This is a genomic window from Bacillus sp. AY18-3, from assembly GCF_008042305.1.
GTDB classification, from domain to species: domain Bacteria; phylum Bacillota; class Bacilli; order Bacillales; family Bacillaceae_G; genus Bacillus_A; species Bacillus_A wiedmannii.
The window spans coordinates 232,979-257,852 of sequence record NZ_QKQR01000013.1; the positions used below are offsets into that span (position 1 = coordinate 232,979).

The 24,874-nt window shown below is 34.9% G+C and carries 23 protein-coding genes and 4 pseudogenes; 7 read left to right on the forward strand and 20 right to left on the reverse strand.

What is annotated here, in order from left to right; genetic code table 11:
• The first annotated feature begins 37 nt into the window (after window positions 1-37).
• Entirely contained in the window at window positions 38-223 is a 186-nt protein-coding gene (locus tag DM800_RS12775; RefSeq protein WP_097907352.1) for a hypothetical protein, read from the forward strand.
• Window positions 224-471: 248 nt separating this feature from the next.
• Here DM800_RS12775 and cspA read toward each other — a convergent pair whose 3' ends face one another.
• The gene (gene cspA, locus DM800_RS12780) at window positions 472-675 is read right to left on the reverse strand and encodes an RNA chaperone/antiterminator CspA (protein ID WP_000301521.1); all 204 of its coding nucleotides are present in this window, start codon (window positions 673-675) and stop codon (window positions 472-474) included.
• Window positions 676-1,049: 374 nt separating this feature from the next.
• Here cspA and DM800_RS12785 point away from each other — a divergent pair, with 374 nt between their 5' ends.
• The gene (locus DM800_RS12785) at window positions 1,050-1,841 is read left to right on the forward strand and encodes a phosphotransferase (RefSeq protein WP_098200877.1); all 792 of its coding nucleotides are present in this window, start codon (window positions 1,050-1,052) and stop codon (window positions 1,839-1,841) included.
• Between the two features lie 91 nt (window positions 1,842-1,932).
• On the opposite strand, the gene aceA is transcribed toward DM800_RS12785, so the two are convergent.
• From aceA to DM800_RS12845, 13 genes and pseudogenes are all read right to left on the reverse strand, one after another.
• Complete coding sequence (aceA, locus tag DM800_RS12790) at window positions 1,933-3,210, reverse strand: isocitrate lyase (RefSeq protein ID WP_087984707.1); 1,278 nt, start codon at window positions 3,208-3,210, stop codon at window positions 1,933-1,935.
• A gap of 23 nt (window positions 3,211-3,233) precedes the next feature.
• Window positions 3,234-4,823: a malate synthase A gene (gene aceB / locus DM800_RS12795; RefSeq protein WP_087984706.1), complete on the reverse strand. Its 1,590-nt coding sequence runs from the start codon at window positions 4,821-4,823 to the stop codon at window positions 3,234-3,236.
• Between the two features lie 190 nt (window positions 4,824-5,013).
• A complete protein-coding gene (locus tag DM800_RS12800) occupies window positions 5,014-5,676 on the reverse strand; it encodes an S-layer homology domain-containing protein (protein WP_088608388.1) in 663 nt (220 codons plus the stop codon).
• A gap of 339 nt (window positions 5,677-6,015) precedes the next feature.
• Window positions 6,016-6,675 (reverse strand): S-layer homology domain-containing protein, encoded by a 660-nt coding sequence (locus DM800_RS12805; RefSeq protein ID WP_087984704.1) that lies wholly within the window; start codon window positions 6,673-6,675, stop codon window positions 6,016-6,018.
• A gap of 410 nt (window positions 6,676-7,085) precedes the next feature.
• Window positions 7,086-7,757 carry an S-layer homology domain-containing protein gene (locus DM800_RS12810; protein ID WP_147786931.1) on the reverse strand — a complete coding sequence of 224 codons (672 nt, stop codon included), beginning with the start codon at window positions 7,755-7,757 and terminating at the stop codon, window positions 7,086-7,088.
• Window positions 7,758-7,840: 83 nt separating this feature from the next.
• Window positions 7,841-8,743 (reverse strand): DMT family transporter, encoded by a 903-nt coding sequence (locus DM800_RS12815; RefSeq protein WP_147786932.1) that lies wholly within the window; start codon window positions 8,741-8,743, stop codon window positions 7,841-7,843.
• A 213-nt stretch (window positions 8,744-8,956) separates the two neighbouring features.
• Window positions 8,957-9,910 (reverse strand): methyl-accepting chemotaxis protein, encoded by a 954-nt coding sequence (locus tag DM800_RS30045; RefSeq protein ID WP_412678003.1) that lies wholly within the window; start codon window positions 9,908-9,910, stop codon window positions 8,957-8,959.
• A pseudogene (locus tag DM800_RS30050) lies at window positions 9,905-10,684 on the reverse strand (MCP four helix bundle domain-containing protein); the annotation flags it as partial. The gene DM800_RS30045 and the pseudogene DM800_RS30050, both read right to left, overlap by 6 nt.
• Before the next feature lie 133 nt (window positions 10,685-10,817).
• The gene (locus DM800_RS12825) at window positions 10,818-12,086 is read right to left on the reverse strand and encodes a M48 family metallopeptidase (RefSeq protein ID WP_137011507.1); all 1,269 of its coding nucleotides are present in this window, start codon (window positions 12,084-12,086) and stop codon (window positions 10,818-10,820) included.
• 134 nt (window positions 12,087-12,220) lie between these two features.
• Window positions 12,221-12,409, reverse strand: coding sequence for a hypothetical protein (locus DM800_RS12830; RefSeq protein WP_098088028.1), 189 nt, complete (start codon window positions 12,407-12,409; stop codon window positions 12,221-12,223).
• An 11-nt stretch (window positions 12,410-12,420) separates the two neighbouring features.
• Window positions 12,421-12,720 (reverse strand): hypothetical protein, encoded by a 300-nt coding sequence (locus tag DM800_RS12835; protein WP_088062420.1) that lies wholly within the window; start codon window positions 12,718-12,720, stop codon window positions 12,421-12,423.
• A 31-nt stretch (window positions 12,721-12,751) separates the two neighbouring features.
• A pseudogene (locus DM800_RS12840) lies at window positions 12,752-13,108 on the reverse strand (hypothetical protein).
• 1 nt (window position 13,109) lies between these two features.
• Entirely contained in the window at window positions 13,110-13,964 is an 855-nt protein-coding gene (locus tag DM800_RS12845) for a CPBP family intramembrane glutamic endopeptidase (RefSeq protein ID WP_147786934.1), read from the reverse strand.
• Window positions 13,965-14,098: 134 nt separating this feature from the next.
• On the opposite strand from DM800_RS12845, the gene DM800_RS12850 reads away from it, so the two are divergent.
• Window positions 14,099-14,803, forward strand: coding sequence for a response regulator transcription factor (locus tag DM800_RS12850; protein ID WP_147786935.1), 705 nt, complete (start codon window positions 14,099-14,101; stop codon window positions 14,801-14,803).
• Window positions 14,804-14,812: 9 nt separating this feature from the next.
• The gene (locus DM800_RS12855) at window positions 14,813-16,555 is read left to right on the forward strand and encodes a sensor histidine kinase (protein WP_088062415.1); all 1,743 of its coding nucleotides are present in this window, start codon (window positions 14,813-14,815) and stop codon (window positions 16,553-16,555) included.
• A 432-nt stretch (window positions 16,556-16,987) separates the two neighbouring features.
• Here the strand turns inward: DM800_RS12855 and DM800_RS29175 are convergent, their stop codons facing one another.
• Window positions 16,988-17,140 carry a hypothetical protein gene (locus tag DM800_RS29175; RefSeq protein ID WP_046956985.1) on the reverse strand — a complete coding sequence of 51 codons (153 nt, stop codon included), beginning with the start codon at window positions 17,138-17,140 and terminating at the stop codon, window positions 16,988-16,990.
• 284 nt (window positions 17,141-17,424) lie between these two features.
• Window positions 17,425-18,327: an AraC family transcriptional regulator gene (locus DM800_RS12860; protein ID WP_088082742.1), complete on the reverse strand. Its 903-nt coding sequence runs from the start codon at window positions 18,325-18,327 to the stop codon at window positions 17,425-17,427.
• A gap of 137 nt (window positions 18,328-18,464) precedes the next feature.
• On the opposite strand from DM800_RS12860, the pseudogene DM800_RS12865 reads away from it, so the two are divergent.
• Together DM800_RS12865 and DM800_RS12870 are read left to right on the forward strand one after the other, a co-directional pair.
• Window positions 18,465-18,958 (forward strand): annotated as a pseudogene (locus DM800_RS12865) (RNA polymerase sigma factor).
• A gap of 5 nt (window positions 18,959-18,963) precedes the next feature.
• Complete coding sequence (locus DM800_RS12870; RefSeq protein WP_088062413.1) at window positions 18,964-20,088, forward strand: anti-sigma factor; 1,125 nt, start codon at window positions 18,964-18,966, stop codon at window positions 20,086-20,088.
• A 39-nt stretch (window positions 20,089-20,127) separates the two neighbouring features.
• Here the strand turns inward: DM800_RS12870 and DM800_RS12875 are convergent.
• A pseudogene (locus DM800_RS12875) lies at window positions 20,128-21,105 on the reverse strand (HD domain-containing protein).
• A gap of 224 nt (window positions 21,106-21,329) precedes the next feature.
• Window positions 21,330-22,436, reverse strand: coding sequence for a metallophosphoesterase (locus DM800_RS12880; protein WP_097908048.1), 1,107 nt, complete (start codon window positions 22,434-22,436; stop codon window positions 21,330-21,332).
• A gap of 385 nt (window positions 22,437-22,821) precedes the next feature.
• Between DM800_RS12880 and DM800_RS12885 the strand changes: the two genes are divergently transcribed.
• Window positions 22,822-23,367, forward strand: coding sequence for a TetR/AcrR family transcriptional regulator (locus tag DM800_RS12885; RefSeq protein WP_147786936.1), 546 nt, complete (start codon window positions 22,822-22,824; stop codon window positions 23,365-23,367).
• Between the two features lie 72 nt (window positions 23,368-23,439).
• Here DM800_RS12885 and DM800_RS12890 read toward each other — a convergent pair whose 3' ends face one another.
• Both DM800_RS12890 and DM800_RS12895 read right to left on the reverse strand, forming a co-directional pair.
• Window positions 23,440-24,465 carry an S-layer homology domain-containing protein gene (locus DM800_RS12890; RefSeq protein ID WP_147787028.1) on the reverse strand — a complete coding sequence of 342 codons (1,026 nt, stop codon included), beginning with the start codon at window positions 24,463-24,465 and terminating at the stop codon, window positions 23,440-23,442.
• Between the two features lie 89 nt (window positions 24,466-24,554).
• Window positions 24,555-24,806, reverse strand: coding sequence for a hypothetical protein (locus DM800_RS12895; protein WP_000435468.1), 252 nt, complete (start codon window positions 24,804-24,806; stop codon window positions 24,555-24,557).
• Window positions 24,807-24,874: the final 68 nt, after the last annotated feature.

Here is a 24,874-nt window from a genome sequence, read left to right on the forward strand (position 1 = left end):
ATAATTAAAAGGAAAATCCAATAAATGGAGGTCCACTATGGAAGAAAAAGAAATGCAACCAACGATTCAAATGAAAAATAGCAGCATTGTAATCGTGAAAAACTCATCCAGCATTATATTCGGCTTATTTTTCATTCTACTATTCTTTGCAAAACCTTTTTGTAAATCGAAATGCTCTGAATGTAAGAAACGCGAAAAGAAAAAGATTGGAAAAGAAGAGTAAAAGGCCTTCCATTTTGGAAAGCCTTTTACTCTTCTTCGTCCTCAAAAAAACGACTATTTTTTCTTATTCATCTAAAGCGAGCGAATGAGATTTCTTCAATCGTATTGTGTAGATCTTCTTTATTCCCGCTACGAACATCGAGTATGACTTCATTTGTATACTTTTCCCCAAAATATAATCATTATGCTCGTATATTACAACAAAAAAAGGATGGCAGCAGCCATCCTTTTCCATAATGAACTATAAAATTATAGTTTGATTACGTTTTTAGCTTGAGGTCCACGGTTACCATCTTCGATTTCGAAGCTAACTTTTTGACCTTCTTCTAGAGATTTGAAACCTTCAGTTTCGATTGCAGAGAAATGTACGAATACATCGTTTTCGCCTGGAACTTCGATGAAACCGAATCCTTTTTCGTTGTTAAACCATTTTACTTGTCCTGTTACTGCCATAATTATTTCCTCCTAAAGAAAACACAATTTATTTTAGTCTTCCTGTATAAAAAAAGAATCCACACATTATCAAACACGAAACATAAACTAGTTCTCACATACTTTTTCTCGTTCGTTTTTCGGCACTTGATAATATATGGATTGCTTAATTTAACTATTCAACTGACTTCATCATAGCATACTTAAAATAAAATGTACAATCTTTTTTGAAAATAACTGACAAATTAAATTGATTATACATTCGTAAATAATTGATTTTAGTATGTGCTAATTTCACTATGAAGTGAGCACAAACATCATTTGAATACGATTACATCCCTTGTTCTGAAGTGTTACAATATAATCGTACAGTCGTTATATTGGAGGGGGATTATATGTCAAACTACGCCAACGAAGAAAAACTTACAGGGGGAAATGTATCAAATGTATATCGTTCTGAAAATACTGTTCGGCGAGAATTAAAGCCAGGTAGTACAAAAATTCATACATTATTACAACACTTAGAAAACAAAGGATTTCATCACGCTCCAAAGTTTTTAGGTGTAGATGAAAAAGATAGAGAGATTTTATCCTTTATTGAAGGAGAAGCTGGGAATTATCCGTTAAAAGAATATATGCGGTCTAATGCTGTTTTGAAAGAAATAGCAAAGATACTCCGCCTTTATCATGATGCGGTAAGTGACTTTCCCTTATCAGATGAATGGCAACCGATGGATCTTACTCCAAATAACATTGAGGTTATTTGCCATAACGATTTTGCTATATATAACATTATTTTTCATGACAAGAAACCAGTAGGTATTATTGATTTCGATGTTGCTGCTCCTGGTCCGAGAATTTGGGATATCGCTTATACGCTTTATACTTGTGTACCTTTAAGTAGAGTGTATTATACAGAATCGGGTGAGGCAGTTCATTATGAATCGGCACAACATGCTAGCCGTATGAAAGAAAGAGTGAAATTGTTTGTCCAGTCCTACGGTAAACATATGGACGAAGATTACTTAGGAATAGTGTTACTACGATTAGAAGCATTATGTACATATATGAAAAGAAAAGCACAAGAAGGCGATTTGAATTTCCAAAAAATGATTGATGAAGGACATTTAGAGCATTATGAGAAAGATATGAAGTTTATTCGCGATCATAGAGCTGAGTGGATTTGATAATATCGTCTTTTTTGTCGGTAAATCGATATATGTGAAAAATCGTTCCGAAAATAATAAGGAGCACCCTTCAAAAAGGTGCCCCTTCCTTTTATTTCGTAAACTGTGCTTCTTCTGTAGATCCTTTTAGCGCTGTCGTTGATGAAGTACCGCCTGTAATAACTTGAGCTACTTCATCAAAGTAACCTGTTCCTACTTCGCGTTGGTGACGAGTTGCAGAGTAGCCGTGTTTTTCTGCTGCGAATTCTGCTTGTTGTAGTTCAGAGTATGCTGCCATGCCGCGCTCTTTATAGCCACGTGCTAATTCAAACATGCCGTAGTTTAATGAGTGGAATCCCGCTAGTGTTACGAACTGGAACTTATAACCGTAAGATGCGATTTCTTTTTGAAAGCTTGCAATTGTTTTTTCATCTAATTTTTGTTTCCAGTTAAATGAAGGTGAACAGTTATATGCAAGCAATTTCCCTGGATGCTCTTTATGAATTGCATCCGCAAATCGTTTTGCATCTTCTAAATTTGGTTCAGATGTTTCGCACCAAACGAGATCTGCATAAGGAGCGTATGCTAAACCACGTGCAATCGCTTGATCAAGACCTGCTTTTGTACGGTAAAATCCTTCTGGTGTTCTTTCTCCTGTAATAAACGCTTGATCAACAGGATCAATATCACTCGTAATTAAATCTGCTGCATCCGCATCTGTTCTTGCAACAATAATTGTCGGCACTCCCATTACGTCTGCTGCAAGGCGTGCCGAGATTAAATTACGCACCGCTGTTTGCGTTGGTAGTAATACTTTTCCGCCTAAATGGCCACATTTTTTCTCTGAAGATAATTGATCTTCAAAGTGCACACCTGATGCACCTGCTTCAATCATACCTTTCATCAGTTCAAATACGTTTAATTGTCCGCCAAATCCAGCTTCTGCATCTGCTACAATCGGTACGAAATAATCTGTATCACCGCTTCCTTCCATATGCTGAATTTGATCCGCACGTTGAAGTGTTTGATTAATTCGTTTCACTACAGCAGGTACGCTGTTCGCTGGATATAAACTTTGGTCTGGATACATATGTCCAGAAAGGTTCGCATCCGCAGCGACTTGCCATCCACTTAAATAAATTGCTTTTAGCCCAGCTTTCACTTGTTGCATCGCTTGGTTTCCTGTTAATGCGCCAAGTGCGTTAATATAATCTTCCGTATGAAGCGACGCCCAAAGCTTTTCAGCACCGCGGCGCGCTAATGTATGTTCAATATCAATTGACCCGCGCAAGCGAATTACATCTTCTGCCGAATATGGACGTGTGATTCCTTTCCAACGCGTATCTAGTTCCCAACTCTCTTGTAATTTCTCGATTCTTTCATTTTTCATTTGTTCCATCCCCTTTTCACTTTTTATAAAATTTCATAACCTGGCAATGTTAAAAATGGTACAAATTCATCATTCCGAACGAGATTTGTAAATAACGTTGTCGCCTCTTGGAATCTCCCTTTCTTAAAGGCTTCTTTACCAATCTCTCTTTCTATTTTTGCTAGTTCTTCTTCTTTTAGCTCTTCCATCAATTCAAGCGTAATATTACGACCGTCATTTAGCTTTCCACCTTCATGGCGAATCCATTGCCATACTTGTGCCCTAGAAATTTCCGCTGTTGCCGCATCTTCCATTAAGTTATAAATTGGTGCCGCTCCCCGTCCACTTAACCAAGATGCGATATATTGAATACCTACGCTAATATTTAGGCGAAGTCCCTCTTCTGTAATCGTTCCCACTGGTACTTCTAATAAATCCTTTTCTGTAACATGTATTTCTTCGCGTTTTCTAAAAATTTGATTCGGTGTTTTCATAATGTGATTAAATACTTCCATCGCGACTGGTACAAGTCCCGGGTGGGCAACCCAAGTCCCGTCATGCCCGTCTAAAGCCTCGCGCTCTTTATCTGCACGCACTTTTTCAAAAGCTGCTTCATTCGCTTCTGGATTGTTTTTAATTGGAATTTGTGCCGCCATTCCTCCAATAGCTGGTGCATTACGACGGTGACACGTTTGAATGACTTTCAAAGAATACGCGCGCATAAATGGCGCCGTCATCGTGACTTGCGCTCTATCTGGAAGTAAAAATTTATTATGTTTACGAAAGCTCTTTAGAAAGCTGAAAATATAATCCCATCTTCCGCAATTTAACCCAGCAGAATGATCTTTAAGCTCATACAAAATTTCATCCATTTCAAACGAAGCGTGAATCGTTTCCAGTAACACCGTCGCTTTGATCGTTCCGTTTGGAATACCAATATATTTTTGAGCAAATACGAAAACATCATTCCATAACCTTGCTTCTAAATGGCTTTCCATTTTCGGTAAGTAAAAGTATGGACCGCTTCCTTTTGCTAAAAGAGCCTTTGCATTATGGAAAAAATAAAGTCCGAAATCTACTAAGCTACCAGACATATTCTTCCCATCAACTTGCATATGTTTTTCTTCTAAATGCCATCCTCTTGGACGCACAATTAATACTGCTGTTTTACTATTTAAACGATATTCTTTTCCGTTTTCATTTTTATGTGAAATCGTTCCCTGCACTGCATCTCGTAAATTTATTTGACCTTCAATTGCATTTTCCCAAGTTGGTGAATTCGAATCTTCGAAATCTGCCATAAAAAGATGCGCTCCTGAATTTAAAGCGTTAATAACCATCTTTCTATCCACTGGTCCAGTAATCTCTACGCGGCGATCCTCTAAATCTTTTGGCAATTGAGCAATTGTCCAATCCGCTTCACGTATGCGCTTTGTTTCTTCTAAAAACTTCGGAAACTCTCCTGCATCAATTCTCTTTTGTTTCTCCGCACGCTTTTGTAAAAGTTCTATGCGGCGCTTATTAAAATTTTCATGTAGTTCCTTTAAAAAACTAAGCGCCTCAGGTGTCAATATTTCGTTGTACGCTGGTAACATTTCTCCGGGCAATGTAACCCGTGAAGTTTGCGTCGACATATTAGCATCCCCTTCTTAAACTGTTTTATAACAGATTTGATTTTATGTTTTATATTATATAACAAATCTTCAGAAAAGGAAGTTTTTTTCGAAAATTTAATTTCTTTTTTTTACAAAACTGTATTCTTCCACCGGCATTACATATAAAAAAGAAGCCAGTGTTATACAACACCGGCTCCTTCTTTATTATTTATTTAAACATTGAATTAAATAAGAACTGAGCATATTGTTCACGTGTTACTTTCATGTTCGGAGCGAAGTTACCCTTTCCATCTCCTACTGAAATACCATTTGAACCTACTGCATTAATCGCATTTTCTGCCCAATGTCCCTTTGGTACATCTTTAAATTTTGCTGTTCCTTGTACTTGTAATCCAAATGCCCTTGTAAGAACTTGCGCCATTTCTGCACGTGTTAACGTAGCTTTTGGTCTGAAGTTCCCATTCTCGTCACCTGTAAAGATACCTAATTCTGTTACTGCTAAAACTTCAAAAGGAAACATCGTTGAGTTATCATCAACAATATCATTATATGGGCTTTCTAATACCTCATCTTCACCAAATTCTTCATCAAGATCTAGTGCGCGATAAATTAAAGCGGCTACTTGTTCACGATTTACGTTATGTCCAAAACCGAACACACCATTTCCGTAACCAAGCATAATTTCATGTTCTGCTAAAGTTTGAATTGCTTTATAAGACCAATGTCCTGCTGGTACATCTGTAAAGATTGCCTGACTTGCTTGTTGTGGCTTTGCAGCTAATTCAGCTTTTGCTGTAGTCCCCTCAGCACTAAATGCTACTCCACCCATAATTGTTAAAGCTGTTGCTACTTTTAAAATTTTTTTCTTCAAAGTATTCTCTCCCTAAAAACATATTTTTTTCTAATATAAAGAATTAACGAAAGCGTAACAATACAATTCCCATGTGATTTTTGTCTAATTTATGAACTATATTTCATATACTTTTATTTACACTCTATTAATAATAAAGTTACTAAATCTCATATTTAAACAAGAAAAAGTTACTTTATTCAATCTCTTCTTATCCACTAAATTCCAACAGCTAAATTATGAATAGAAAATTTATATACTTATAAATAATATAAAACAATAAAAAAGCGTGGAATTCCCACGCTTTTTTATTACTTTATATTATATCGATATAATATAAATGTCCTTATATTTTAACTTTCATTCATAATCCTCATCTTTTACAGGAAAATAAAAAACAGCTTTATTTAAAAACGTTGCATATTGCTCACGTGTTACAACTTTATTCGGTTCAAATTCCCCATTTCCTGTTCCTACTATGACATGATTAGACTGCAGTGCACTGATCGCATTTTTTGCCCAGTGATTATTTGGTACATCTTTAAATGTATGGTTCTTCTTCACCTCAAATGTAAATGCTTTCGTAAGAATTTGCGCCATTTCTGCACGTGTTACAGGTGCGGCTGGTCTAAAGTTTCCTTTTTCATCACCTTCAAAAATACCATGCTTTGTTAATACTAAAATTTCATCTAAAAACATTGTTGCCCTCTCAGAAATATCTTTGTATGGATTTTTTAAAGGTCCTTCTTTTTTCAAATTCAATGTACGATAAAGTACTGCTGCTACTTGTTCTCGTGTTACATTATCTCCTACACCAAACTTACCATTTCCATAGCCTAACATTACTTTATTGTATACTACGTCCATTATATCGTCATATGCCCAGTGGTTTACTGGAACATCATCAAAAACAATCATTTCTGGATATTCTTCTGCTTTTACGTTTGTAACATTTGTACTTACAAACAAGCCGCCCATAATAGTTACCGTTGCCATTATACGTAACATGTTCTTCTTCATTGCCCTCTCCCCTTTATCTCCATTTAAAAAACGGAAAATAATAGACTGAAATCCTTTCCAATATTACATATGTTGCCTTCGCACCCGTTATGCAATATATTACATTTAAAAAATCTATTATTGTGAAAATCACTACTAAAGGAGAGCCAATTCGCTCTCGATTTCAACTTTTATACCGAATTGTACGCAAATCAATTTTCTTCCCTGTATTCATGTAAAGGTGTTTCTATAATATAAATATTCTACTTTTTTTAAAAGAAATCCTTCACATTTTAAGAGTTCATTTTCTAGACAAAAAATGCAATTATATCGACTTAACTACAACATACGACAATATTAACCTATCTATTAATAAAAGCCCATAATGAGCGGAGGATGTCTCCTCTACAAATTATGAGCTTTCTCTTTATCTATTCCATTTTCCCTGGCGAATTATCAATTGATCGTTGTAAAAACTTCGCAAATTGCCCACGTGTAACGAGCATTTCAGGTTCGAACTTGCCATCTCCCGTTCCTACCGCTACATTATTAGACTGTAATGCGCTAATTGCATCTCTTGCCCAATGGTTTTCTCGTATATCTGTAAATGTATGCGGACGCTTTGTTTTCAACTCATATGCTTTCGTTAAAATTTGTGCTAATTCTGCACGAGTCAGTGTATCTTTCGGACGGAAATTTCCATTTTCGTCTCCTTTAAAAATACCAATATTCGTTAAATGTAAAATTTCGTAAGGAAACATTGTTGATTTCCCACTAATATCTCCATATGGATTTTCATTAAACACACTTCTTTTTAAATGAAGTGCACGATGTAATACTGCCGCCGCCTGTTCACGTGTTATATTATCTTCTACACCAAACTTACCATTTCCATATCCATACATAATTCGATGATATACTAAATTCGTAATTTCATCATATGCCCAATGACCTGTTGTTACATCATCAAACTCTATCATAATATTAGGACCAGATTTTTGGGGAACATCAGTATTTGCAGACACACCATTTGCACTTACAAATATTCCTCCCATTAAAGTTAACGATGTCGCTATCTTTACTAGCTTTTTCATCTCTCTCATCTACCTTTTCCTTTATTTTCCTACCTTTTATATTGTACAAAAAATCAGGGAATTTTCAATAGAATACACCTAATTATTTACAATTAAGAATATAAACTTTCTTTTACCGCTATTTTTTCGTCCTTTGTTTTTCGAAAAGTAAATGCCATTCCTACAAATATAAGAACAATCCCTACTACTTGCATACTAGTTGGTCTAAATCCGGTAAAGACTGTATCTAATAGGATTGCAACAGCAGGATCTAAAAACACTAATACAGAAATTAATCTCGTCGATAAACCTCTTAAACTGTCAAAAAATAAGTAATATACAAATCCCGTATGTATAAGACCTGTCGCTGTGATCATCATCCAGTTCATCTCTGTTAACCCTTGAAACTTGCCAAAGTCTACGAATGGTAGCAATAAAAATATACCTAAAAATGTTTGTAAAAATGTCATCGCATATGCGCTCGTATGCTGAATTCCTTTTCCTAATAAAGTGGTAAAAGCATAAAATAATGCTGCAAGAAGTGCCCATACCATTCCAGATGACATCAGTTTTTGAAGCGATAGACTTCCATCTACTCCAGCTACTAAAACTGTACCGATAAAACAAATGACAATGGACATAACCGCAAACACTGTAAGTCTCTCTTTAAATACAATACTACCAATCATTAATACGATAATGGGTGCAAGATGATAAACTGAAATCGCAATTGTAATCGACATAACTTCAAACGCTTTAAATAAAAATACCCAGTTAAAAACGAGAAATACACCGCATGCTAATATTTGCATTACTTCTTTTTTATTCCATTTCTCACTTTTATACTGTCCTGTTACGAGCCAACATAATGCTAAAAATATAGTCGCACAAATGCAACGAACGAATACTAATTCAAAAGACGGTAAACCTGTTTGAGTAGAAAAAAATCCAATTGATCCGAAAATAGACATCGAAAGGATCATTTTTATAGCCGGCATTGATTTTTTATTGAACACCCTTTCTCTCCTCCTATAAACTATCTTTTACAAATGAAAAATCTCCAAAACATTACGTATTATTATATATTACAATCGGAAAATTGTAAAAAATTAGAATATATTAAGTGATAACTGCACAAAATTCCCATAAAAAAATCATCCTTTGTTATATAGGATGATTTTTTTTATTTATTGAATGGAATTTTTCTATATTAAAACTTAAATATACTACTACTTTTGAAGAGTAAATTGGGCAACTATTTGTTTTAATCCTCCTGCTGCATTATGCATATGTTCAATTGAAACCGAGATCTCTTGAACAGATTTTTCTTGCTGTTGAATAGACTCTTTTACCCTATCAGTGCGGTCAGATGATCTTTGGGATATTTGAGCCATGTCTTCTGCAGAAGCCGAAATCTCTTCACTACTCGCTGCAATTTCATCTGTAGACATAGATACCGTTTGAATTTGCTCAGATACTTGCTGTACTTTTTCTGTAATTTTTCCAAATACTTTTTCTGTATGCATTACTACTTGTGTACCTGCCTGTACCTCATTATCTACTTTCCCCATCATATGTACCGTATGGTTCGTTGTTCCCATAACTTGAGTAATAAGCTTCTCAATTTGTTTTGCAGAATCACTAGATTGTTCTGCTAATTTTCTTACTTCATCTGCCACAATTGCAAATCCTCTACCACTTTCCCCAGCACGGGCAGCCTCAATTGCGGCGTTTAATGCTAATAAGTTAATTTGAGAGGTAATACCTTGCATAACATCAATGATTTTAACAATTTCTTCTGATTGTTCTTTCATAGTCTCTACTTGTTTCACACCGTTATGTACTGAATTTTGGATTGTATCCATCTGTTGAATCATTTGTTTCATTAATTTGTTACCACTCTCTGCATCTAATGCTGATTGAGCAGACAATTCATTTACAGAGGATGATGTATTCACTATACTCTGCATTCCTTGTGTCAACTCTTCCATCGCACCCGCAGTTTGCTCCATTGCCTGCATTTGGCCCTCTGCGCCATTTGCAACTTCTTCAATATCTATAGTGATTTTCTTCGCTGCACCACTAGATACTTCCGATGCAGATACTACTCCGTCTGCATGTTGGAATAAAAGCTGAATATTATTCTCTACTTCTTGCATATTTGTTCTTAGCCCTGCAATCATTTCGTTAAAATCACTTACTAATACACCTAATTCATCCTTAGCATTATACTCACCATGTACAGTTAAATCTCCTTCTTTTGCTCTTTCCATCATACGACTAACCGTTTGTAAAGGTGCAACTATAAGCTTGCTAATAATATAACTTACTATACATATAATGACTGTAGTAACTACTACAAGAATGATAAAAGTAATAACGGAACGATCTATCATTTTTTGAGAATCTTTAAATACTTGGTCAGCTAAATTTGAAACATACGCTTCTAGATCTACAGCATAACTAGCTAACTCTACTCCCTTCGGTTTTAATTCCTTATGAAATTCGTTTACCATTTGAGATTCATTTGTTACCTTCACTTTATCAAACAACTTCTTATATGTCTCCATATAACTTGGCAAAGATTCCTTCATCTTCTGAAACAGCTCATCCTCTTGCTTACTTAAATTGAAGCCATCATCATATTCTTTTAATAAAGAATCATATTTTTCAAGATCCTTTTCAATATTGCCAATAATCCCCTCTTTATTTGTCCCCTCATTTGGTGACGCTGTAATTAATTCTAGTAAGTTATACTCTAGTGAATTTTGTGTACGAAGCATTCCTTCTAATAAAACTACAGAATGTTGATAATCATCTACTACAACCTCTGTATCATGCTTAATCTTATTAATAGAATTAATTGCTACGTAGCTCATAATTACCATGCTCAATACTGCTAATGAAATAAGCGATAATAATTTATATTTCACTTTTAAATTTTTTAAAAAATACATTTTTTCACCTTTATTCCTTTATATATAGATTTTTAGAATTTTATAGCTTATTATTCACAAAATCGCAATAAAAAGCAATGATAAATATTCCCAATATAAAACTTATATCTCTAAAAAAGAAGTAGCATAATCGCTACTTCTTTTTGCTTTGTTTCTCATATTGTTCAAACGTATGAATTCTTTCGAAAATTGGTGGATGTGTGTATAAGAAAAACTTCACTAACGCAGGCGGATTCACTTGGCTTAAACTCGTCTTTGATAAATATTGAAACGTTTTTACACCAGATTTCCCGTCTTTCGTCATATCTAAAGCGTATTGATCTGCTGCTCGTTCTTCTATACGAGAAACATAGTTTGTTGCTGGCTGTGATGCAAAAGAGAGTACAGAAGAAATTAAGAAAAATAAAGGTAAAATTGAAAAACATGCTACTTTTGAAATTTGCAGTGTATCTCCCCATTTTCGAATACACATATTGATAATACGACTAATGAGATACATCCCTATAAACGATAGCAACACATAACTCGCAACGCCCCAATATATATGTTTCATAACATAATGCCCTATTTCATGGGCCATTATAAATAAAATCTCTTTATCTTTTAATTGCTTAAGTGTTGTATCCCACATTACAATACGAGCGTTAGGGCCAATTCCTGTTACATATGCATTTAATGCATTCGTTTTTTCCGACATATTTACTTCATATACATGTTTAGCTGGAATATCAGCTTTTTCTGCTATCGCTAAAATTTTCGTTTCTAATTCTTTATTTTTCAGCGTCGAGAAGTCATTATAAAGCGGATCAATAACGACCGGCTGTATAAATGTTAAAAAGATTGTAAATGGAACAGAGAGTGCCCATCCCGCTAGCCACCATCTCTTCGGGAATTTACGGATAAGCCATAACAGAACAGTAACTACGATTAACATAGTCGCATAACTTTCCCAAAAACCGATAACATGATCTTTTATCCAGCTTTGTGTACTTTGCGTTGAAATGCCGTAATCAACGGACACTTTTCGGCTAATCCATTGCATCGGCAGGGCAAGAACTGTTGTGAGTAGTGATAAATAAAAGAAATAAATCGCAACTTGCAGGACACTTATTTTCGTCGTTTCCTTCGACCATTTCTCAAACTTTCTTGAAACACCGAGCACAAGTACAAATAATAAAATAATCCATTCAAGAGGCGTCGCTAAAAAATACAGTAAATTTTTCACGCGCGAATAATCTTGGCTTAGCGTAAGCTCTCTCGCATTCATAAACGTTTCTGGATCTGCACTCGTTCCTTTATACATGTCCGGAATCAGTTCATGATTCCATCCAAATAAATACCAATATATAAGCAACGCAAACCCAACGTACAAAAAAAGCGACCACCCAATAACCTTCCTCACGCTATTCCCTCCTCTATGCTGCCTGTCTATTATTATTGTAAGTTCGTACATGCTAAATTAGAACAAGCTTATTATGCGAATTGCTCGCGAGCCTTTTATTTACATAAAAAAACTCTTCTACAAATAGAAGAGTTTTACCTACCTTTAGACACTTTCTTCGGTTCATACTCTGGGATAAGAAATATACTTACAACCCAACATATGAAACCAGCCCCTTTTATATAGCGTATATATTCATAGTCTTGAAAAAATAACGTCGTTACAATAAGCGTAAAAAAACCTACTAAAATTAGTACGTATCCTATTTGCTTCTTAGATAACATAACGCGCCCCCTTAAGGAAGTATATCCATTAATAAACTAAAATCTTGTAAAGAAAAAGAACTATATTTCATAATACCTTGCACAGCTAATAGTAAAATAAGACCGGTCACACACATATAATTAATGCTTTCTTCACTCTTTTTTTCAGCAACTATTCCACCGCTTATACATAATATTCCTAGCAAATGGAGTGCTAAATACATAAAGAAATAAGCTTCCTCCCAGCGAAGAATAACATTGACTGTCGTGATCAGCACTATACTAAGCAAAATCAAATAAAAAAACTTATTTGATGATATTGTTTCATTCATATAATTTTATACATCCCTTTCAAATTTAGAATTAATGATGTTTCAAAGCTATAAAGTAAATGATAGTTTTCATACTATAAAACAAAAGGAAAGCCCCCATTACTTTCTCGAATACTTTATAAACCCACATATACTTCTCTTCATTTTTTTTGAAGATGCGCTTCATCATTTCTTCTACAATTAAACCAAATATTAGTAAAACCCCTAACACAATAAGAAGAGAAATAATATTTTCTTTTAAATGAGTAATAGAAAATAAGTAATACTCTAGAAACACGATCGTATCTACTACAGGTTGCACCTAATGACAAACGCTTTTATCACACATATCTGTAAGAAACGTCGATTCTATCATGTCTTTCAATATTTTTTCAACCGTTTTCTTTATCTTACTTATCCCCCACTACGTTTGAAAAACTCTTTTCCTGCTCTACATATATAGCTGGCATTTCTTTATTCCAATATTTGCGGTTAACAAATAAAAAGATGAGTACTAAGTTTAATCCCATTATAAAAATAAGAAGCCCTGGAAAGAACGTCGTATAATTTGAGAAATCTGCAAGACTTATTATCTCTTCTTTATTTATTAAAAAAGAAGCACCGATTACAAATGCATTGTTTAACATGTGAATAGCAATTGGCATGAGTAAGCTATTTGTACGAATATATACGATTGATAGTACAACGCTAAATACTACTGCACCTAGGAAATCAACATGTAGCAACGCAAACAACATCGCTACTACAATGATCGCTATACTCGTTCCCCATTTTGCTGCAAAGCGTTGCAGTAAAAATCCCCGAAAAACAAATTCACCAATAATTGGTGCGATGAACACGACCATAATAATTTGATATACATATCCCCCTGTGCTATCAATAACCGGTTCACGTAATGCGTTCATAATAAATTCCGGTGTAATCCATGCAAAACTATACATGTACAAAATAAGATATCCATAACTAAACACGGCTAACATAAGTGCAATGTATAAAACTTGCACCAGGTTAAATGTTTCATTTTTATTAATAAATAATGAAAAGGAAACACGGTGTTTTCTATACTCAAAAAAAATCCATGTAATCGGAAAGATATAGAATATAAGAATATTTATAAAAGTAGAATTTTGCATATGAAATGTATTTTCTATCAATTCATTACTGACTCTTGCAACTAAAGTTAATAGTGCAAATACAATTAAAAAATACCTAACTCGCATCGTTTGAAACGGATTCACACTCATCTCCTCCCCTATGTTACTTTTATCATATCATTTGATTCTTAATTTTTTGAGAAAGAAAACCTTAAAATTTCCTTAAAAATTCCATAAGTTACCGAAAGATGATATGATATTCGAGGAAATTAGGAGGGATTTTTATGTATGAAGCAAATATTTTGCTCGTTGATGATGAAACAGCAATTTTACAATTACTAACTACCATTCTTGAAAAAGAAGGTTTTTCTCATATTACAACTGCAACATCGGCTGAAGTAGCTTTATCTCTCACGCAGCAAAATGAATACGATTTAATTATTTTAGATGTCATGCTTCCTGGACAATCTGGTTTTGATATTTGTCCAATCATTCGCCAGAAAACAGATTGCCCGATCTTCTTCCTCACAGCTAAAACATCTGATTTAGATAAAATATCTGGATTTTCACACGGTGCAGATGATTATATTACGAAGCCATTTAATCCACTTGAAGTAGTAGCTCGTATGAAAGCACAACTCCGAAGACATATGAAACAAGCAGTACCACACGAACAAAAAGCACAATCCAGTTCCTTTGGTAGATTTGAAATTGATCGATATTCCGCAGAGCTTACAGTAAATGGACATGTTGTCGAATGTTCCGCCCAGCTATTTCAGCTATTACTCTTCTTTTGCGAGAATCCGAATTACGTATTTTCGAAAGAAGAAATATACGAGAAAGTTTGGGGAGCACCTGCCTATAATGGCGATGATAATACCGTTATGGTCCACATTCGAAAACTACGTGAAAAAATTGAACAAGACCCAAGTAAACCAGAATATATAAAAACCGTTCGCGGACTTGGCTATAAGTTCCTTACAAAGTAGGGTGACGATATGAACTTTAATAAACGACTTATTATTCAGTTTATCATGCAACACGTATTTGTTTTAGTTACATTACTGATTGCTGTAGTAGCGGCTTTCACGTATTTAATTTTTCTTGTTACGAGTACTTCATACGAACCGAATATTCCAGATGCTGATAATTTTATGATTTCAAGATATATCTCTTCAGAAGATGGCGATATTTCGTTAAAAGCTGAAGTAAAAGACTTAATTAAAGAAAAAAATGATTGGATTCAAGTTGTAGAGGAAAATGGAAAAGTTCTCTATCACTTTAATACGCCGAGTGACGTACCGACATCTTATACGAAAACATTTTTATTCTCGTATATACAGAATCATATAGAAAGCCCTTATACATTTACATATTGGGAAATTGAACTAGAAGAAAAGAACGTACTTGTTATATACGGCGGTATGTTAAAAAGCAATGTATTACTGAAAACAATCCAGAAAGAGCACCCGTCTGTATCTACGGATTCGTTCACATTAACAGAAGAAGAAAAACAGTTACTTTCTAAAGAAAAAGCAGCACTTCAAATCTTTAATAGTGATGGCGAAGAAGTATTCTCCTATCCAGATGGAAAGAAAAAAACGTTTTCTGTCATACAAGCTGCTCTTAGCGAAAAGGAACCGTGGAATCATAAAGAAAACACGTCTAGCTTTTACGACACAAATAGCAATCATCTTCTTGTTGTAACTGCCAAAAATGAGTACTACTATCCAGATGATGAAATAGACGATGTATTTACTAAAAAGTTTCTAATCGGATGCGGATTAATCCTTCTTATCGTATTTGTTTATTTAGTCATTCTTTCTATTTGGTACGGTAATAAATTTGGAAAACCGTTACTCCATGCGATGCGCTGGCTTAAAAACATCGCTGGTGGAAAGTACGAAGAACCTGTTAGTAAAAAAGGGAAACCTGTCAGGTTCCGGCAATCTGGTAAAGAAAAATGGTCATTCCGCTTATTTAGTGATGTGACAAATTCACTAGAGCACCTTTCTATTACACTCAAAAAAAATGATGCGATGAGGCAAGTACTGCAGCAAACACGTGAAGAATGGATTACCGGTCTAACGCACGATTTAAAAACGCCACTTAGCTCTATTTATGGCTACGCATTATTACTAGAATCAAAGCAGTACAACTGGACTGATCGTGACATTCAACAATTCGGCAGCGTTATGAAAGAGAAATCGCAATATATGACGACATTAATTGATGACTTAAGCTTAACGTATCAATTAAAAAATAACAGTCTTCCTGCGCAGCACGTAAACATTGAAATGAATCAATTCGTTCAAAAAGTATTATTACAATTTATTAATAACCCAACACTTCAAAATCAAAATATTGAATTCGTACCAAGCTCAAACAAAATTCAATATTTCATTGAAGAAAAATGGTTCCAGCGTATTATCGAAAACTTACTCGTAAACGCTGTAAAACATAATAATGAAACGACAAACGTCATCGTAAAACTTTCGCAAAACGCTACTTCATTTACACTATCTATTTCAGATAATGGAAAAGGAATGGATGATAAAACGAAAGAGCTTCTATTTGAGCGATATTACAGAGGAACAAATACAGAAGAAAGCAACATCGGAACTGGACTTGGCCTCGCTATTACAAAACAGCTCGTTCATGCTCATAACGGAACAATTTCTATTGACAGCGAACTCGGAAAAGGAACGACAATTATACTTGTGTTTCCGTTTCATTCGTAGGAAAGGCGCTATGTGGCGTCTTTTCTTTTTTCTTTTCTAGGAGAATTCATCGGTAAATGAAATTATGTTACTCGCCTTTTATTCTTGCTTATTGCGATAGTTCAGCGGTACACGAAATTATATCAGCGATTTTTTGAATATATCGGCGTAACTCAAAATATATCAGCGATTTTTTGAATATATCAGCGCAACTCGAATTATATCAGCGATTTTCAAGATATATCGATTTGTCGACAAAAACCAACAATACCAGTCTACTTCTCCTACTATACAAAGTAAAAATAAAACTATTAACAAATACATTTCTAAACTGTTATACTATAAATAGAAGTATAAACTAACTAAGTTTTGCATAAAATGAAGTAGACGAGGTGCTTCCAACACCCCGTCACTGCAACTAATTACCGCAAGGTGGAAGGTTGCAACTAAAGCTTATTTGCGCTTAGAAGACTTCCCACGCTTCGCAGGCAGACGGGTGGTCTTCTTTTTGCGCCTTTTTGTCGTTAATTTCTTAAATCCCATAACTATACCTTCTCTAGCTATAGTTTTTGTGATTTCCAACAAAATTTGCAAAAGAAATTCCATACGATTACACCTCCTTTCTCCACAAAATGAAGAAAGGGCATAACCTTCCACCCGCAATATTTAATTGCTACTTTATTTTATCATTTTTAAATGTATTACAGATGAGGCAATACAAATTTAACAATCCACTCGTAAAAATAACCTTTCACAACTCACTATGAAAGGTCATCTCCATATTTTAGTTATTTCCCTACCAACACAAACACATTCTAATTTTTGAACCTCTTTCCTTTTCCCTATTTATAAAAAAGCGAACCATCTCCCAATGATTCGCTCTTATCCTATTATTTCTTCTTCACTGGTATCCAAAGTTCAATTTGAGCGAACTCACTTTTATCCGCATGGGAACGCTCATCGTATAGTTCAAATTCATTAACGCCACAATGTTCGTATCCTGAATGCGGGAACCATTCTGAGAATACTGCATTCCACGTTTGGTGAATAGACGATACCATTTCTTCATGAGGAACTTTCGGCGTTGTAAATACAGCATATGTCGCTGCTGGGAAAGTACGCTTCGCAACTTCATTTGGCACATTTTCAAACCCTGTAACTTCCATTCCGATAATATAAGTGAAGTCGCCTGTTTCTAAATTAAAATCAGTACATAATCCAAGCTCTACCCATTGGCTCGTATCTTTACGATTCGGAATCGTTGTTCCAAGATCTTTCTGTAAATATTCTTGCCAAAATGCTGGGATGTCTTGATGGTTTTTCCCTTCTTTACTTGTCGTCTTCAGTTCATAGCCCGCCATTAAAAATTCTGGTTTATTTACAATACGATATTCCATTTGTATGCCTCCTAAATACGGATTTAATTTTCTTTGTTTTACATTCACGCTGCAATACATTGGTGTTTCAATTTCTTGTTTTCGATATTCACTCGGTGTCATTTGAAATATTTTTTTAAAGGCTCTCGTGAACGTTTCGTGAGATTGAAAGCCATGCTCAAATGCGATATCAATAACTTTTTCATCCGTATGAGAAAGTTGATAAGCTGCCCGGGCTAACCTCCTCTTTCGAACATACTCCATTACTGTATCACCTACTAACGCCTGAAATACACGATGAAAATGCGACTCAGAAAAACCTGCAATGCGTGCTAAATTACGCAGCGTCTGTTTTTCCATTACATCTTCCTCAATATAATCAATTGACCTTTGAATTTGTGTTTCATAGCTTTCCATCTCTGTTCACCCGCCTTATATGTATTATGATAAAAGAGAATCCTATCCAATTCTTGACGTTTTTTACTATATTTTTAAAAACAAATGTAACTTTTTTATATGTATTTCGTTGTTATGTATGAAGGGAGGGAAATGTAGTGAAACGCAAACAATCATTAGAAGACATTTACTCCAAGCATATGCAAGATTCACTTTATTTCGCTATCTTCTCTCCCTAACCGGAGATTCCCACTATGCGGAAGATCTCATGCAAGAAACCTTTTACCGAATGCTCGTCCATATTGACTATTATAAAGGAGAAGAAATTAGGCCGTGGTTATTTACAATTGCCTACAACGCCTTTATTGATTGGTATCGAAAAGAAAAAAGATATAAAACAACGACAGTTGAAGAATTCCATTTACCGAACATACCAAGTACAGAGCACTCTTATTTCGTAAAACATGAAATTGCTAGTTGGTTAGACAGTTTATCTTCTCTTCCCCTTGAAAGACGAAATGTGCTACTACTACTACGAGATTACTACGGATTCTCGTATAAGGAAATAGCAGAAATGACCGGTCTCTCACTAGCGAAAGTAAAAATCGAATTATACAGGGGACGAAAAGAAACGAAAAGCATAAAGGAGTGATCAGGATGGGTTGTACAGAGTTTAAAAAACTATGGGGGAAGTACGAAAACGGAACGCTCACGCATGATGAACAAGTGCAATTAGAAAGTCATATTGAAACATGTGAAAAGTGTGAAGCTTACTTAGATGAGTTACTTTCGAAGAGTGAACCGATAAAGAAAAGACTACCACCACAAAATTTTAAAATCCCGTTTTGGAAAATAAAATGGAAACAGCGTTGGCAAACCGTTAGTTTTGTCCTCGCTGTTTGTATAGCAATCTATTTTGTTGGTCATTTTGCATCTTCCTTTTACTTCTATTCGAATAATATGAAAAACTTTTCTGAAGTAAATGAGATTCCAGCACTCGCACTAGAAGCGACAATGCCAAATAGTCGTTCCACTGGAGGAAGTACGAAGGTTAAACCCTTTTTCCGTACAGAAAATGAAATGAATTTAGTTAAAACTGTCGGCAAAGAAGAATTTCCAATTGGTACAGTAACAATGAGTAGTTTCTTATCATCTGTAACTGCCACAAATCAATCTTGGGCAAACAGAGCCTATTCAAAAAAAGTTTCCTTTGTTCATCCCAAAATCAAGGAAGAAGCTTCTTTGAAAGAATCATCTAAAAAAGTTTGGGATACACTTGGAAAGATACATGAGGGGACTGTTGCAGAAGTAGCGATATCCTTCGATAAAGTTTACACTTTACAAGAAGTAGAATCCATTCTATATAGCGCATTTGAAGCACAAGAAATGCCGCCAATTCCTGTATGGTACGCTTTAGACACAGGACAAGAAAGAATAAATGAAGAAAATTTTCTCTTGCATAGCGGAGAAATTATCGGATTTCGAGAACATATAAATCTTCCTGAAGATGAAACAAAAAAACTACACACAAAAGAAGATGAAGTAATCGAAATGATGCGTATTCTTTCGATAAATAAAGAAACTGTAAGTAAAACGACTTGGATTCCTGAAAAAGTGCTGAATTTAGATAAGCGCTATCAGTATGTAAAAGATAACGGCGTCAAAGTATACGGCATGGTCATTACTGGCCCGTCGAAAGAGTTATTAAAATTACAAAACTCGCCGCACGTTCGTTATGCGACTCTTGGAGATATTGAGATTTGGAATTGGTTTGATTATTAATGAGAAAAAGGAGCGCATCTAGGAGTGATGCTCTCCTTTTTAATCCGAAATCACTTTCACATACATCCCTCTCACCGCTTTTTCATAAGCAATTTCGCTCATCTGTCTTATTTTTTCCGACACAGCAGACGATGGAACAACTTCACCTTCACGAAATAATGGAGGATCAATGAGACGGACTTTATTTTTCTGATACAAATCATAATCGTTTCTATCTTCTTTTACGTTTACATTCGGATGAACTTTGCTTAATAAAGCATGTACTTCTGGATCATTACATTGCTGCAATTTCGAAATAAGCTCATCATCTTCAAGAAGAAAGTCATCTGCATGAATAATCCTTTTATGAAGAGCTAACTTTAACGTTTTCGCTAACATGTCGTTTCCGTAAATATTCATTGGCTTCATAAAGAAATCAATTACTTCTTTGTAATACGTTTCTGTAAACCATTCTGCCATTTCGACACTTTGAAGAACCATTTTCCCATCTACAGCAATGACATCCTCTAAAAAACTGTGAACTTCTTCTAAAGAAACATACCCATATGTATACATATCTCGTAACGTATAATCCACTCTGTCTGCACATAATTCTGGTGCTGACCTTTCGAGTAACGTCCATTTCGAATCATCTAATAAAATATCTTCATAGTTATAACCATACTTCGAAAGAATCGCTGGAATTTCTGAGTTTTTCACGACGGAACTAAATATCTCTTCATGATAACTTTCACCCTCATTATGAAAAACGTAATCAATCACGTGTGAAAAAGCAGTATGTGATACGTCATGCAGTAAACCTGCAATTTGTTCTTCTACTGAACCACCAAGTTTCTTAATTAACAACATAACGCCAACTGAATGATCAAAGCGCGTTACATTTCATTTCTCATTTATTAAGTAGCTTGCACCATTTTGATGAATACCTTTTAGTCTTTGTACAGACTTACTTACAATTAATTCTTCTAACACTTGATCCACTTCAAATTCTCCGTATAGTACATCTGATATAATCACTTGTGATCCCCCTTCATTTCAGCTGCTTCTTATAATCGTAACTCTTTTATGAAATCGACGCCAACTTAAATTATAAATCTAAATATATTTATATAAAATTATAAATGTTTTATATTATACATGTCTGTTATTTCTTTTAACTCATTTATTTTTATTGAGCGCTCCTTATGTGGAGCCTTTTTTATTGAAAAAATAGAGAGCAATTCGCTCTCTATTTTATACACCTATTCAAACGTAACTTCCACCTGTACAATCTCTGATCTACTTCCAAGTCTAAGCGGTGGTCCCCAGAATCCGAAACCAGAAGAAACAATCGCGTGGAATGCACCTTTTTGTGCGTATCCCCAGTCTAGTTCGTACATTCTTCTCGTTACAATATGATTCGGCGCCATTTGTCCGCGGTGCGTGTGGCCGGATAGTAGTAAATCGACGCCAGCCTCCGCTGCTTGTTTCAACTCGAATGGTTGGTGATCCATTGCAATTACTGGCATAGATTTATTTACCGTACTCATTAAATTTTCAAAGCTTTGGCGATCTCGCTCTGTTTTATCTCTTCTTCCAACGAGATAAAAATGATCTTCAATTGTAATTACTTCATCTAACAGAATACGAATATCAATCTTATCCATCTCTTGTAAAAATTCAGGAACCGCTCGTCCGTAATATTCGTGGTTTCCTAACACACCATATACGCCTAGTGGAGCTTTCATTTGTTTCATAATTGGTCCCATATTTTTTTGAATGAACACACCTGGATGATCATCGATAATATCACCTGGCAGTAAAATAATATCAGGCTCCATCTCATTTACATGACGGACAAGTCTTTTTAAATGCGAAACACCGGATAATTTACCGAAATGCATATCAGAAGCCATCGCAATGCGTAAGCTTTTACGTCCCTCTACTTTTTTCGGTATGTGCACCTCGTACTTTCTAACTACTGGGCTATATGCGTTGAATACCCCATATGCAAAAATAAAGATAAACGCAAGTAACACGGCCGTTCCTGTCCAAATAATTGCCGCTTCTTTCTCCACTGAAAACTGTAAAAGAAAGACCGTAATATTTGCTAACGGCAACAGCATAAGCGCATATTGTATGACCGCAAACCAAATCGAACCTATCGTTCGTAGAAATGGCAGAAACTTAAACACTTGCACGAGAATGTACGCATATGAAATAAATCCGACTACGAAAGCGTAATATCCCCAAGATTCCCAGCCAAATACCGCATGAAGCCACACCCAACCGTTCCAGCCGATGTAAAACATGAGTAGTGTGTATACAATTAACATAGTAAATATATTGAAATAACGAAGATTTTTCACAGTCAGCCTCCTTCTTGATTTCTTCTATTATATCTTGTTATGCACGTTTAACGTAAATATTAAGCGCAGCAATCTTCACAATAAAAACCTCTAACTGCTAGATGCAAATCTAACAATTAGAGGTGCAATTCAAAACAAAATTACTTTTACAGATTTTCTTTATAGAAACTTGTAATCCTCTTGCATAAAAACGGACATTTCTCTTCGTAACTGATATATATAAAACCACCCTTACTTTATTATAAATTTACACTTGTGAGAGTTAATACTCACGTGTATATTTACAATAAAACGAGCAACCACTTGTTTCAATGACCATATTTACGCATTCGGGTGATAATACACACATAACGAAATATATGTATCAATAACGGAGGAACATCATATGGAGAAAATCGATAGAAGAATTATAAAATCACAAAACGCCATTCAATCCGCATTTATTGAAATGTTAATTGAAGATGGCTTTGACGAAATTACAGTAAAAAACATTACAGAAAAAGCGAACATCGGAAGAAAAACTTTTTACTTACACTATCTAGATAAGTACAATTTATTAGATAAAATTGTCGACGACCATTTAAATCAATTAAGAGAAATATGCGATATAAAACAAACAAAAGGCTATATAGAAGGAACTGTCATATGGTTTGAATACTTCAAAGAACACAAACCATTTTTCGCATCGTTATTTAGAAGCAACAGCACATTATCATTTCAGAAAAAGTTCCTAACGTTCATCATGGGTGAACTAGAAAAAAAATTAAACACAAATACGTCAGTAAATAAAAACATTGATACACACATCGTTTTAAAATTTTTAGGAACAGCTGTAATGGGCATTTTGGAATCTTACGTGTTGGATGAAATTGATAATGATGTTGAGTACGTTGCGACGCAAGTTGGTGAGTTGATGAAGAGGAATATATAACAATGCAAAAAGGAAAATTTGAAGTTCAAATTTCCCTTTTTTATTTATGCTAAATCTAGTATACGTTTTAATTTATTTCTTCAACTTATCCGTCTTCGCAATAAATTGCGCTGCTTCCGCACGACTTACCGCTTTATCTGGCGCCCAGCCCTTATCTGTTCCAATTGAAATGTTTTCTTGGATTAAAATATTGGCATACTTCGCACCCCAATGATTGTTTAAGTCAGCAAATTCTTTCGGTAGTTTTATATTTTCATTTCTTTCTAATTTATATGCATTTACTAGCATAGAAGCCATTGATGCACGGTTAATTAACCCGCTCGGATTAAAGTTACCCCTCTCATCACCTTTTACAATACCTGCTTTTTCCACAGCAGCAATGTATGGAGTTGCCCAGTGATTTTGTGCATCAGGGAATGATGGCTTTGCATCTTTCTTAATTTCTAACCGTAAAACAGTTGCTAATATTTTTGCAGCTGAACTACGATCGATATTTTCAGCCGGAGCAAATGTACCGTCTGGCTTACCGTGCACTGCTTCTTTATCTACTAAATATTGAACTGACTCTTGTGCCCAAGTCGGGACATCTGAGAATTTAGGTTTCTGTTCAATTGCACTTGCATCGATTTCAAACTGCAGTTGATATTTATGATCATATTTAATTGCTGGAATTAATATATGCATTTGCATATTATATTTTTTCGAGAACTCACCCATTTCAAATTGAACAACTTTCGTACCGTTATTCGCTTTATCTTCGGAGATTACTTTTACATCATGGAATGTCCCTATTTTATTTGGATCTTCTACTCTAAGATACTGAAAATAGCTACTATCTTGAACTGTTAATGTAACAATTTTTTTATCACCTTGAATCGTTACTTTTGGATTTTTTAAATATGTAGACGCAACTGATGTATCATTCGTTTGATCTTTATAAGTCTTTAAAATAACGTCATACGTGCCTTCCGCTAGTTTGCTATTTGCTTTCATTTCTACTGCCGCTTCTGCTTTCGCAATCGGTGCCATAATACCACTGAATGGAACTGCTAAAGTTGCTGCTATAACGAACGCATTAACATATTTTTTCTTAATCATTATCAATACGACATCTCCTTTTATATGAATATACCCAACATAACTATCATATTGATAATGATTATCAATATCGAATAAAATTAATAATACTATTTCCTACATAAGTACGCCTTCCGCTCGTTTTTAAAAAGTAAATAATGCGCCGTGTGAACTTTTCTTTCCAAATAATCAATAGAATACGAGCTTGATGGATCCACTAAATCACCTATCGCACCTGAAAGATGATCGATTACTTGCTGCAAAATTTCTAAGTTTTTCTTTTCACTTTCAGCGTTCATTTCATCCATAATGTCACAAATAAGGTATTGAACTCTCCGTAAACGTAATTCCTTTTGCTCCACATATATCTCCTCCTTATTAGTCATATTACGGTTTAAATATATGGGGCTATAGCTTAACCAATTCTAAA

Bases quoted from the DNA above. Each gene is read 5' to 3' on its own strand.
- aceA (WP_087984707.1), bottom strand. From the start codon at position 3,210: ATGAAAAATGAAAGAATCGAGAAATTACAAGAGAGTTGGGAACTAGAT.
- DM800_RS30045 (WP_412678003.1), bottom strand. From the start codon at position 9,910: ATGATTGCAGGGCTAAGAACAAATATGCAAGAAGTAGAGAATAATATT.
- DM800_RS12805 (WP_087984704.1), bottom strand. From the start codon at position 6,675: ATGAAGAAGAACATGTTACGTATAATGGCAACGGTAACTATTATGGGC.
- DM800_RS12890 (WP_147787028.1), bottom strand. From the start codon at position 24,465: ATGATTAAGAAAAAATATGTTAATGCGTTCGTTATAGCAGCAACTTTA.
- DM800_RS29175 (WP_046956985.1), bottom strand. From the start codon at position 17,140: ATGGAATTTCTTTTGCAAATTTTGTTGGAAATCACAAAAACTATAGCT.
- DM800_RS12855 (WP_088062415.1), top strand. From the start codon at position 14,813: ATGAACTTTAATAAACGACTTATTATTCAGTTTATCATGCAACACGTA.
- DM800_RS12850 (WP_147786935.1), top strand. From the start codon at position 14,099: ATGTATGAAGCAAATATTTTGCTCGTTGATGATGAAACAGCAATTTTA.
- DM800_RS12845 (WP_147786934.1), bottom strand. From the start codon at position 13,964: ATGAGTGTGAATCCGTTTCAAACGATGCGAGTTAGGTATTTTTTAATT.
- DM800_RS12775 (WP_097907352.1), top strand. From the start codon at position 38: ATGGAAGAAAAAGAAATGCAACCAACGATTCAAATGAAAAATAGCAGC.
- cspA (WP_000301521.1), bottom strand. From the start codon at position 675: ATGGCAGTAACAGGACAAGTAAAATGGTTTAACAACGAAAAAGGATTC.
- DM800_RS12785 (WP_098200877.1), top strand. From the start codon at position 1,050: ATGTCAAACTACGCCAACGAAGAAAAACTTACAGGGGGAAATGTATCA.
- aceB (WP_087984706.1), bottom strand. From the start codon at position 4,823: ATGTCGACGCAAACTTCACGGGTTACATTGCCCGGAGAAATGTTACCA.
- DM800_RS12870 (WP_088062413.1), top strand. From the start codon at position 18,964: ATGGGTTGTACAGAGTTTAAAAAACTATGGGGGAAGTACGAAAACGGA.
- DM800_RS12885 (WP_147786936.1), top strand. From the start codon at position 22,822: ATGGAGAAAATCGATAGAAGAATTATAAAATCACAAAACGCCATTCAA.
- DM800_RS12835 (WP_088062420.1), bottom strand. From the start codon at position 12,720: ATGAATGAAACAATATCATCAAATAAGTTTTTTTATTTGATTTTGCTT.
- DM800_RS12860 (WP_088082742.1), bottom strand. From the start codon at position 18,327: ATGGAAAGCTATGAAACACAAATTCAAAGGTCAATTGATTATATTGAG.
- DM800_RS12830 (WP_098088028.1), bottom strand. From the start codon at position 12,409: ATGTTATCTAAGAAGCAAATAGGATACGTACTAATTTTAGTAGGTTTT.
- DM800_RS12810 (WP_147786931.1), bottom strand. From the start codon at position 7,757: ATGAGAGAGATGAAAAAGCTAGTAAAGATAGCGACATCGTTAACTTTA.